Raw genomic sequence first — 11,338 nt, forward strand, 5'->3', positions numbered from 1 at the left:
ATCATTTTTATAAGCTCGAATCGTATGTGAACTCAAACGTTTATGAGTTTTGCAATAATCTAAGTAAGTAGAAATAAGTTTATAATCCATGAAAATCTCCTTCATCAATAATCATGCTATTATAAACTTATTTGGGTGCTTTGTATAGTGATAATAAATAGTTATCGATAGGAGAATATTTATGTACTATGGACGCAACAATGAAATAGAACAGCTAAAACACCATTTTAAGTATTCTAGCAATGATAAAAATAGTTTATTCATTATAAATGGTTTTAGTGGCAGTGGCAAGACTGAATTAGTTAAAGAAGTTAGCCAACAAATATATAGAAATAATAAAGAAATTTTTATTTTATATGTTGATGTTGCAAATGATGGATTTGAAAGTAATAAATTTTTTGAAAATTTATTAAAAGGAGCTTATATAGCTACTCAATTCAGGAGAAATCTTTGTTTATCTATACCACATAAATATTCGTTCTCAAATTATTTAAGAAAACAAAAACTAACCAACTTAACATTGAAGCATAGTTTTAAACTTATCAAATCACTAATTTCATTAAACGTTCCGTATAAGAAAATTATTGACTATCCTTGGGAGGAAGTTATTTCTGAAATAAAAGAAGAAATTTTCGAAAGTGATCTATATTTACGTTACTTCTATAATATTTCAAAAAAAGTCAGAGTTAACATAATTATTGATAATTATCAATTTTTACCTGATAATATAAAAATAAAATTTGAAGATGATTTCAACACACTTCAAAAAGGAATTTCTTTGACCATAATACATCGAACTGATGAAGGTGTCAGTTTAGTTGATAAATTAGATACATTAGATAATTATACTTCTAATGTATTAAATTTATCTTATCTGACAGAAGAAGAGTGTAAATTATTAATAAATAATCAGATTGATTTTCTAGATAATACCATGTTAAATCAAATTTGGCAGTTAACTAAAGGAAATTATAAAGAAATTGAATTAATTATTAATAAACTGGCAGACAACCCTAATTCAGAACTACTTAGTATTTCTGACATTTATAATAAACTTTCAGACACTCAAAAAAATATTCTGATTATATCATCAATTTTTCCAGCTGGAATGAGTAAAGAAATAGTTTTTAACTACATAAAATCTATTATAGAGGACACAACTGAAGTATCGAATTCGTTAAATGCTCTTATTAATGCAGGCTTTGTATACATTAATGGAGATACAAATGATAAGATAAAAATATCACATGAATCAATTGTTAATAGTATATTAAATCAAACTACTGATTCTGATCTTAAATTAGTCACAGAGAATCTTAAAATATATTTAGAACAGACTATCTTATCCATAGGAATAGGTGGTGAATTAGCTTACTTAATTCACTGCTTAATACATATCAGTAGTCTTGAAGAGTTAAGACAAAATATAGAATACATTAAAAAATTACTCGAAATAGAGTATAGAAAAAATTCTTATTTTTATATCGTATCTTTGAGTAAAAAGATATTTAATTTAATAGAATTATTACCAGAGAAATATATACATTATATTTTGAATTCACATCAATGGACTTCAAATTTTAATGATGGTTTAACAATTCTTAGAAATCTTAAAGTTGAGTATTATTCGGGAAATATAAATTTATATTATCCTAGATTTTTAATTCAACTATATGAATTTAATGAAGCGTTAAATTTACTAGAAAAATTAGAAAACAACTCAGGAAATTTGCTCTATAAATTAAACGCTTATGGACATCTAGGTAAAGATAAAGAAGCAATAAAACTTCTTAATGAAACTCTTAATGCAGTAGAAAAAGATGATTTTTATTATATTATTTTACGAAATTCTGCCCATTATTTTCCAATTGAACAAGCTACTAAAAATCTCAAATTAGCATTAGAGTATTTTCAAGTGAATGAGCAGTATATTCCTGTTGCAACTGTATATAATAATTTAGGAGTCATTTATACATGGAATAGAGAATATGATTTAGCTTTAGAAAATCTCAACAAAGCAGAAAAAATACTAAAAAAATATGATTCAAATGAAATTTTTGAATCATATTGTAATAAATCAGTTTTATTTCTAATGAAGAAAGATTATCAACAATCTCTAGAATATATCAATAAATCACTTCAAATGTGTCCTAAATCTTTAACTTTAGATGTTCGTATGCTTAAACTAAATAAATTAGTTGTTGAATTAGTGTCTGAAAATATTTCTCTTATAGATTTTCAGAATTCTTTAAGATACTTTGAGTCAGAAATTCCACTAATAGATGATCCTTGGTATAAATTTCAAGTTGTATACAATCTAAAACAAATTAGTGATATTCCTTCTGTTTATGATCAATCATATATTGAAAATTATAAGGATGGATTAACTAAATACTATATACTAATTCCATATAAAAATTATAATTTTTGTCTGGGTCTATCTCCTAATTGGAGATATTAATCTGTTTGTGATATTTGCTAATGAGTTCAGAGTGTATAGAGTAGTTGAATTGTTTATATTTTAGTAAATTAGCTACTAGTTCAGCTAATTTCTGTATATCAGGCTCTGTGTATCCTAGATTTGTAATACCAACTGTTCCTAACCTAATTCCTGAAGTAGTCATTGGACCATATTTATCATTCGGAATTTGATTACGATTAACCAATATTCTATGCTCGAAAAGTAACTCCTCTGCTTCTTTACCATTAAAGTTTAGATTTGATAAGTTGATTAAAACAACATGAGTTTTTGACTGTTTATAGATGACATCGATTCCATAGCTAGTTAAGCAATCTATTAACAGTTGAGTATTTTTAAGGACTTCTTTAGCATAACTTTGAATATCTATTGACAATAATTTAATTAAACATATACATTTAGCAAATAATGCAGATTGTGTCGGACCCCCTTGGGTTCTAGGAAAAATAGAATAACTTATTTCTCTTTCAAAAGAGCTACGATAAACTAGCACACCTCCTTGAGGTCCACGTAAACACTTATCCATTGTAAAAGTAGCAAAATCTACAAAAGGGAAAATTGCTTGATGAATATCTGCCATAATATACAAGACACTATGGCAGATATCTGCCAATATGAGAGTGTCAGGACTAGTTTCTTTAACCGTCTTATAAATTTTTTTATAATTAAACTCATTTCCATACGATGAAGCACCGACAACAAGTAATTTGGGTTTATATAGCTCTAATAATTCCCTTAGTTCAATAAAATCTACTTTTAAATTATTATCTAAATGATAATATATAACCTTACCTCTACCTGTGTAAGTGTGTGAAATATGCCCCCCGTCTTTTGGTGATAATGATAGAATAAAATCATCTCTTTCTAAAACTCCATTATAAACAATTTGATTAGCCTGAGTTCCAGAATTTGGTTGTAAACTAACTCGATAATCTTTGGACCTTATATTAAAGAGTTTGCAACACAATTCCTCAGCATATACTTCAATATCATCTAATGAAGTACAATGAGGAAAATAACGTTTTTCAACAACGCCTTCAGTTGGAAGTGTAGAAAGTGGAAAGCTTTGTATTTTTAATACTTCGCTGAATGGATAGCTAATACAAGCAGCAAGATTTATGATACTATTTTGATCTTGATTATATGATTCAAGAATTTTATTCAATCTCTGATAAATTTTTCCTTCAAACTTATTAGTTATATACACTTATTTCTCCTATCGATAACTATTTATTATCGTTAGTATACCATAAATTCATCTTTAGTAGATTGATTTGTATAATGATTTTTTTAGTTAAAATTAAATAGCAAACTATGATATTGATCAACGAGAGCTTAAAACACGATTTTTAAATCATATCTAATACTTTTGATTTAATTACAAACTTGAAACAATGGGGTATTTGTATAGGTTGAAGGAAATAAGTACAAATTTATTAGAAAATCAAGATTTCATAGAATTAGAACGAAAAATTTCAATTTTAGAATTGTATTCTCTAATGATTTTGAATCGGGCTTTTTTATTATATGACTCTCAGTTCGTCTCTCTCCGCTAGTGCGAGACGAAAAAAACACCCACTATGTGGGTGCGTATCGATGGTTATACCCAAAAACTCCAAACGAGATAAAATAAGGATGTTCAAGCCTAAGTATAGACGAGAAGTCATCTATAATCAATATCGAAGTAGTTTATGAGAGATATTAGTTATAAAGGAGTTGAAATTATCGATGGTCACTTAATGCTAGACTATGTAATTGTGTTAGTAAGTATTTCTAGTTTCATCGGTTATTTAAAAGGTAGAATAGCACTCATGATGTTTGATAAACACGCCAATCTCAAGTACAAGTTTGGGAATCGGTACTTTTGGGCAGAAGGTTATTTCTTAGGCACAAGTAGGGCTTAATGAAGCCACAATTAAGAAATGTATTCAAGGTGAGAGAAATTATCCAGTGGATGATTTCTTCACAAGTATGAAAATTTGGGAACGAGTAAAGCATGATATAGTACTAGATAAATGAATATGAGGATCCCTTTAGGGATAGTGATAAGTAATACTAAAGCCTCTTTAAGAGGCAAGTAACGAGTCAAGAGCAATGAGCTTTGAACAAAGAGTGAAAGGCAGCGTTTTTAGGCGCTGGCTGGTGATTTAGCTTATAGTCCTAATACCAACCACCCGTTTGACGGTGGTCATGATTTTTATAAGTTTGCTTGGTGGAGAGTAGTTTGTAAATAATTCTAAGAATCTTATGAGCACATGTAATAAACGTCTTCATCTTGTTTTTATTTGGGAAATTCGATTGTAAAAAGAAGAAAAAGCTGGATCCTTAGAATGTGCTGCAATCAATCTTGACATGGCAAAGCCTGTTTGATATATCGATTTCCTTGCGTGATGTGTGAGGATTTCTTTATGCCAGTACTTTCATAAGCTCCTGAGCAGAGTCCAGTTCATGATGCTAAATGTGCATCGGATGGAAAGGCTGCAACAGTTGATATGCTTGGTCTATCATAAATGAAGCGGAGATGAATACATGATTGATAAAACCCTGTGGGTCATTCTTCTTACAGTTGGTAGAATTTAAGTAGTTATATTTCTCTTGAGAATATGGTTTAACCTTTTGGGATAGAGTAGTACTAAATTTACGAAGAGAAATATTACTCATAAGGCTGAATAGTTGGTTAAGGAAGATCTTTTCAGTCTTATGAGTTACAGCGACAAAAAGACGTCTTGGTATTAATAGAAAATTGTAACCTGGATATTCACGATGATGAGCTGAGCAATTCCTACAGTGGCTTTACACAAGAGACTACTATAATAAAGAAATTTCAGAATTAAATCGTCACATGTGAGGGAGTGTGAACTAATCCGTTAGCTCTCTTAGGATAGTAAACACACTCCTAAACGTAGACGAACAACCTTTGAAACTAATCGCAGAACTTAACATTTTGATTGAACTGGATACTGATAATAAATCTTACCAGGAGATTAAGGATGAGATGATTCAAGATATTGCTCAATTGGAGTTGATGATTATAGATTATCAAGATGGGCTTGTCCAACTTAATAGAGGGGGCGGAGATTTTATTCAATCTTAATAATGCAGAGTTATAAAATCGCAGGCTGGCCCGATAAGAATATGCTAAGATGAATCTGACAGTAGCTATAATACTTGGACAGGTGGAGCTAGAAGTAAAAATGTTTCAAAGAATATTGGAGAAGTCATTGATCTTTACGAATAAAGTTAGAAGATTAGAGAAATGTGCCAACATACTTGATAAAACAAAGCCACAAAATACCACGAATTTAGGATGTGAAACTAAATCAAACTAGTTATTAGCTTTAGAGGTTATTTCAAGTTTAAGAAGAATTCTAATGATAGGATAAATTAATCAGTCTCCAATTCCTTCAAATAATTCTCTATCTTCATTAGCATTAATGGATTGTTATAAATCTTGCATAATTCTTTTGCTTCTATATAATAATTTTTAACCTGTTCCTTATCTAGAAATTGCGATCCAGCATTTCCGACTAGAATAAGCAGAGGAGCTAGTTGATAGCTTGTTTGTTTTAATTTACAAAGTTCAATGGTTTTAAGTGCTTCTTGAATAGCTTCATTATATTTTTCTTTTGATACTAAATAGTGAGCGTAGTTGTGACGGACTCTGATGTAACCAAATAGAAACTCTTGATAATCCAGATTTTTTGTCTGATATAACTCCATTAGATGAGCGTAGTTTTTTTCATAATCTTCTTCACGGCCAACTAAGGAATAAAAATTAGATAGAGTGTTCAATACCTTTAAGTAAATTAAAGTAGTTGAGGATACTTTTGATAATATATTTTCCAGGTAGGAGATGGCCTCAAACTGAAGATTATATAGATAGAAGTCAATTATAGATTTAATCCATTCAAGGTAAGTTCGGTCTTCTAATGTTAGAAAAGTGCTTCGTTCTACCTCTATTTTATAAAGATATTCTAAATCGTCATAATTTCTATCATCTAATAGGCGAGCAGATAGATGTTTGAAATTAGAGAGGTTAGACTTAACTTCGATTTGTTCATTGAAAAAGTAATCCAAAGGGACTTCAAGTCGTTGAGAGAGTTTGAATAACAAGTCTGCGGAGGGAATAAAATGACCTCTTTCAATTTTACTAATCTGGCTTTGTTCACAAATTCCTTCTGCAAGAGTTTGTTGGGAGAGTCTCAACTCTTTTCTTTTTAATCTGAATTTCTCTGCGAGTGTATTCATTAAAGATAATAAACCTTCCTATTTGCTTAATTTTATTATAAAATTTTTAGTTCAAAATAGCAAGTTAAAGGAATAAAATATTCTTTATGGTGATAAAAATAAAAAAAAGTTCAAAGTAACATAAAAAACTTGACTAGTTTTCATATACGTGTTAGAATTGAGTGGAAAGAAAGGAGGTTCACAATATAAGATGAGGAAAAATCGTGGAATTAAAAAAATAGTTATATTTGTATTACTAAGTGTTCTTGCATTTGGTAATACACTTCCCTATCAACAGTTTGTTCAGAAGAATAGACAATTGGAAGTTCGAGTACAATCACAAGAAAGATCGAATGGACTTGATGTTGGAAAGGCAGATTAAAGAATAATGGAATAGAATTAGTCTCTAGTATATTCGCTTTTATTACTCATAAAAAATTGTAGGGGCAAGTTTAAAAAAAATAAAAATTAGTTGATTGCTTATTTCTCCAAATTTTGGGTATACTAAAAAGAGGTCTTGACACCTAAATTTTAAAATTAAAGCACGTTAAATCTATGTTTCTGTGCGAAGCGAATAGCGTCTTGAAGAGACATTGTCTTATCTGGATTTCTTATTTCTGTAAGACCTTGTAATCTTGGATTATAACTCTCCTGTTTTAAAAGTACGTGGTAGATGGCAACCAATAATCTGCGACAAATAGCGATGATAGCTTTTTGATGCCCGCATCCTTTCTTGAGTTTGAGATATTTATTTCGTAATTCAGGGTGCTTCTCTGATTTAACCACGGCGTTAGCTATTTGAACAAGAAAAGGTTTTAGATAGTGACCGCCTTTCGAAATACGAGTAGAAAATTTCTTTCCTGCACTTTCATTGTTGGTAGGAACTAATCCAGACCAAGAACAGAGTTTATCCGCAGTATTAAAAACAGTCATATCAGCTCCGATTTCAGAGAGTATTCTGAGGGCAGATAGTTCCTCTTTGAAACCAGACACGGTTTGGATTAGCTTGACCTGTTCTTGGTGTTCTTGTCCGAGTTTCCGAATCATGGTTTCTAAATCTTCTTTACAGATGGCAAGTGCATCATAGTGTTGCTTGATGATTCTGATTTTCTCAGCTTGTTCAGGTGTCACATCACCTTCAATAGCGATTTTCAAGTCTTGCACCTTATCCTCATTCGTTTGTGAACCAACTGTTTAATGTCTGGTTTCTCCTCTTGATTGTCAAGGATGCTCTGAATAATAGCCTGAGCACTTTTTCCGAACACATCAGAAACTATACTTGCAATCTGAAAATTAGACCAAGTCAGACAGTTCTGGTAACGATTCTTCTCGCTAACTTGAAGTTGTGTTAATTTTATGAAATAGCGAAACAGATCTCGGAGTTGTCTGATTTTAAGAGGTAGGATAAAGCTAGAAGCAACCAAGTCATGCTTTAAGAGATCGGCTATCCACTGTGCATCTTTCTTATCGGTCTTCTTTACTCTGATAGCCTTGACATACTTGGGGTGAGCCAAGCAAATGTTGCAGGATTTTTCAAGGATATTGAAGACAGGCATCCAATATTTACCTGTGGATTCCATACAGACATCAAAGTAAGAATAGTATTCTAGCCAATCTCGTAGCTGTACTAAACCATTTGTAAAAGTTGAGAAACGTTTACGATGGTAGGTTGTGATTCCTTGCTTGTCGGTGATGGTAATAACCTATATAACAAAGGTTTTATGCACATCAATACCACAACAATTAGGATAAATAATTTTTAACACGAGAGTCTCCCTTCACCAAATTTGAGTCTGCCTATCCCTTGACTATCCTTTCCTTTCACAAACGAGTCGCTTATTCAATTATAAGTGTACGTGCTCCTAGTCACAGTTAGTTGTGCTTGATGGAAAGAATGACACCTATAAAAATGCGAGGTAGTGGCTATACCACTCACTTATTCCCCTCCCCGTGATTTGTAGTAGTGATAGGCTTTCTCACTATTATTATAAAACAAAATAAAGAGCACAACACTTTTTTATTCTGTGTTGTGCCTTGAGTGAAACGAAAGGAATGAATTATAAAAATGAAGAAAACATTTTATCGCAAATTCGGTATTTCAATTATTGCTAGTATTTTATTGGCTAGTCAGTTATCTACAGTATCTGCTTTGACTGTTATTTCTAATACAGGTGAAGAATATGAGGTAAGTGAAACTTTACAAGAGAGTCCAGGAACTAATAATTTTTCCCTTCCAGATATTTCACCGACTTATGGTAAATATTATACAGATCAGTCAGAAGTCATTATTGGTAAAAATGATTTAGTTAAAATTGAGAATACTTTACAGTATCCGTATTCTACGTCAGCTTACGTAGAAGCAGAATTTAATAGTATGAATGCTAGTTTTAGAGGCAGTGCTAGTTTCATAAGAGATAATGTTTTGGTTACAGCAGCTCATGTTGTTTATGATCGTGATTCTAGAACAGAGGCGGATTCTGTATATGTTATCCCTGCGGCTACTCCGAACGAAAATCCTGTAGGAAAAATAAAGGTAAAAGAAGTTCGTTATCTAAAAGAATTTCAAAACACAGCTTCAAATGAGCTTACTACGTATGATTTAGCAGTTTTGATTTTGGAAGAACCAATTGGCGCTCAATTAGGTACACTGGGGCTTCCGAATAACCTAGGGAATCTTTCAGGTACAGGGGCTACTATTACTGGATATCCTGCTGTAAATAGTGCTAAGCAAATGTATACTGACTCTAAGGATATTGTAAAAGATACTGGAGATTTTCTAATGTATCAAATAGATACTCTAGGAGGTGCTAGTGGAGCTGGCGTATATGACAGCAGTTTTAGATTGATTGGTGTTCATGTGTCTGGTAGTTCTGCTGGACAGATGAATTCTGCTGTTAAGTTAAATGAAAAGGCTTTATCATTTATCTACTCTGTTATTCAAGGACATTCTATTGATGGTTGGAAATTGATTAGTGGTACATGGTACTATTATAAGAACAGTACTAAACAAACAGGTTGGCAAAGTATAAATGGCAAATGGTATTATCTTGAAACCTCTGGTTCAATGTCCACAGGTTGGAAATATGTACGAGGAAGATGGTATTATTTAGATAAGACCAATGGTGACATGAAGACTGGTTGGTATAAAGATAGCTCAACATGGTACTATTTAGATCCTACTAATGGAGATATGAAAACAGGTTGGATAAAAGTAGGAGAAAATTGGTATTATCTCAACTCCTCTGGAGCAATGGTTACAGGTAGCCAAACTATCGATGGTAAAGTTTATAATTTCGCTTCATCTGGTGAGTGGATCTAATATTGGAGGGGTATATAAATGAAACTTTTGAAAAAAACTATGCAAGTTGGACTAACAGCATTTTTCTTTGGTTTGTTAGCTACAAATACAGTATTTGCAGATACCACAGGTGGCCAATTTGTTGATAAGGACAATAGAAAATATTATGTAAAAGATGATCATAAAGCAATCTATTGGCATAAAATAGACGGAAAAACTTACTATTTTGGTAATAAAGGAGAAATGGTAGTTGGATGGCAATACTTAGAAATTCCTGGAACAGGTTATCGTGATAATTTATTAGATAACCAACCAGTTAATGAAATAGGCCTTCAACACAAGTGGTACTATTTTGGACAAGATGGAAGTCTCCAAGAATATGTTGGTTGGAAGGAATTAGATGCTAAGGATTCATTAAATGTTGGCAAAGAGTATGGTGAGCCATTTGAAGGTCCTGAAGTTCTTAAATATGCAAATTATTACTTTGATGAAGATCATTCTTTAAAGACAGGTTGGTTTTATGATCAATCCAACTGGTACTACTTAGCAAAAACAGGTTATTTAGGAAAAGACTATCTTGGTGGTGAAAGACGTGCAGGTTGGATATATGACGGTTCAAGCTGGTATTATCTAGATACAACAACTGCTGCAATGCAAACAGGATGGCAATATCTAGATAATAACTGGTATTATCTCCGTTCATCAGGTGCAATGGCAACTGGTTGGATGAAAGATGGTTCAACTTGGTATTATCTAGATGCTCAAAATGGAGATATGAAGACAGGTTGGGCTTATGTTTCTAACAGTTGGTACTACCTTCGTTCATCAGGTGCAATGTCTACCGGTTGGGTGAAAGATGGTTCAACTTGGTACTACCTAAATGCAAGTAATGGAGATATGAAGACAGGTTGGTTCCAAGCCAATGGTAAATGGTACTATGCCTATGGTTCAGGAGCTTTAGCTGTTAATACCACAGTAGGTGGTTACTACGTAAACTATAATGGTGAATGGGTTAAGTAATGAAGGCTAATGGTAAACTGTAGTTGATACTTAACATAGTAAAAGAGAGAGTCAGATTGATTCTCTCTTTTGTAATTCAAAATAATTTTAAGGAAGTTTTTATATGTGTTTGAAAAATTGTATAATCTATGTGATGGATTAAATTTCTACAAATTTTATAGAGTCAAAAAATAACACTATCATCAGAAAGCCCACTGAAAAAGGAGCTCTCTTACTTTTAATGAAATGAAAACCGAGGAATCACTCATCAATTTGAGCGAATTCCTCGGTTATTTTGTATTTATTAAGGCCATAATTCGTTTCATATTAACCAC

7 protein-coding genes and 4 pseudogenes are annotated in these 11,338 nt (G+C 31.8%); 7 read left to right on the forward strand and 4 right to left on the reverse strand.

Going from position 1 to position 11,338, the window contains the following annotated elements; all coding sequences use genetic code 11:
• Positions 1-90, reverse strand: a pseudogene (locus tag QM374_RS10155) (integrase); the annotation flags it as partial.
• Positions 91-181: 91 nt separating this feature from the next.
• Between QM374_RS10155 and QM374_RS10160 the strand changes: the two are divergent.
• Complete coding sequence (locus QM374_RS10160) at positions 182-2,461, forward strand: tetratricopeptide repeat protein (RefSeq protein ID WP_414311666.1); 2,280 nt, start codon at positions 182-184, stop codon at positions 2,459-2,461.
• Here QM374_RS10160 and QM374_RS10165 read toward each other — a convergent pair.
• On the reverse strand, positions 2,445-3,686 hold the full coding sequence (locus tag QM374_RS10165; protein WP_301560224.1) for a glycine hydroxymethyltransferase: 1,242 nt from the start codon (positions 3,684-3,686) through the stop codon (positions 2,445-2,447). The two genes, QM374_RS10160 and QM374_RS10165, sit on opposite strands and share 17 nt — an antisense overlap.
• A 389-nt stretch (positions 3,687-4,075) precedes the next feature.
• Here QM374_RS10165 and tnpA point away from each other — a divergent pair.
• Both tnpA and QM374_RS10175 read left to right on the forward strand, forming a co-directional pair.
• Positions 4,076-4,532, forward strand: a pseudogene (gene tnpA, locus QM374_RS10170) (IS200/IS605 family transposase).
• Between the two features lie 864 nt (positions 4,533-5,396).
• Positions 5,397-5,573, forward strand: coding sequence for a hypothetical protein (locus QM374_RS10175; protein ID WP_180364268.1), 177 nt, complete (start codon positions 5,397-5,399; stop codon positions 5,571-5,573).
• Between the two features lie 290 nt (positions 5,574-5,863).
• Here the strand turns inward: QM374_RS10175 and QM374_RS10180 are convergent, their stop codons facing one another.
• Positions 5,864-6,727, reverse strand: coding sequence for a helix-turn-helix domain-containing protein (locus tag QM374_RS10180; protein WP_301559674.1), 864 nt, complete (start codon positions 6,725-6,727; stop codon positions 5,864-5,866).
• A 190-nt stretch (positions 6,728-6,917) separates the two neighbouring features.
• On the opposite strand from QM374_RS10180, the gene QM374_RS10185 reads away from it, so the two are divergent.
• Complete coding sequence (locus QM374_RS10185; RefSeq protein WP_268717994.1) at positions 6,918-7,088, forward strand: PhrA family quorum-sensing system peptide; 171 nt, start codon at positions 6,918-6,920, stop codon at positions 7,086-7,088.
• Positions 7,089-7,243: 155 nt separating this feature from the next.
• On the opposite strand, the pseudogene QM374_RS10190 reads toward QM374_RS10185, so the two are convergent.
• Positions 7,244-8,472 (reverse strand): annotated as a pseudogene (locus tag QM374_RS10190) (IS110 family transposase).
• A 608-nt stretch (positions 8,473-9,080) separates the two neighbouring features.
• Here QM374_RS10190 and QM374_RS10195 point away from each other — a divergent pair.
• The 3 genes and pseudogenes from QM374_RS10195 to QM374_RS10205 form a co-directional block, all read left to right on the forward strand.
• A pseudogene (locus QM374_RS10195) lies at positions 9,081-9,893 on the forward strand (trypsin-like peptidase domain-containing protein); the annotation flags it as partial.
• Between the two features lie 3 nt (positions 9,894-9,896).
• Positions 9,897-10,025, forward strand: a complete 129-nt coding sequence (locus QM374_RS10200) for a hypothetical protein (RefSeq protein WP_374702227.1) — start codon at positions 9,897-9,899, stop codon at positions 10,023-10,025.
• Between the two features lie 18 nt (positions 10,026-10,043).
• Positions 10,044-11,024 (forward strand): N-acetylmuramoyl-L-alanine amidase family protein, encoded by a 981-nt coding sequence (locus tag QM374_RS10205; protein WP_414311667.1) that lies wholly within the window; start codon positions 10,044-10,046, stop codon positions 11,022-11,024.
• Positions 11,025-11,338 lie beyond the last annotated feature (314 nt).

Origin of the sequence: Streptococcus infantis (genome assembly GCF_047465525.1) — a bacterium.
Taxonomy (GTDB): domain Bacteria; phylum Bacillota; class Bacilli; order Lactobacillales; family Streptococcaceae; genus Streptococcus; species Streptococcus infantis_R.

What these genes read in the sequence shown, in the direction of transcription:
- QM374_RS10160 (WP_414311666.1), top strand. Translation starts at nt 182, where the DNA reads ATGTACTATGGACGCAACAATGAAATAGAACAGCTAAAACACCATTTT.
- QM374_RS10180 (WP_301559674.1), bottom strand. Translation starts at nt 6,727, where the DNA reads ATGAATACACTCGCAGAGAAATTCAGATTAAAAAGAAAAGAGTTGAGA.
- QM374_RS10185 (WP_268717994.1), top strand. Translation starts at nt 6,918, where the DNA reads ATGAGGAAAAATCGTGGAATTAAAAAAATAGTTATATTTGTATTACTA.
- QM374_RS10200 (WP_374702227.1), top strand. Translation starts at nt 9,897, where the DNA reads ATGAAAACAGGTTGGATAAAAGTAGGAGAAAATTGGTATTATCTCAAC.
- QM374_RS10205 (WP_414311667.1), top strand. Translation starts at nt 10,044, where the DNA reads ATGAAACTTTTGAAAAAAACTATGCAAGTTGGACTAACAGCATTTTTC.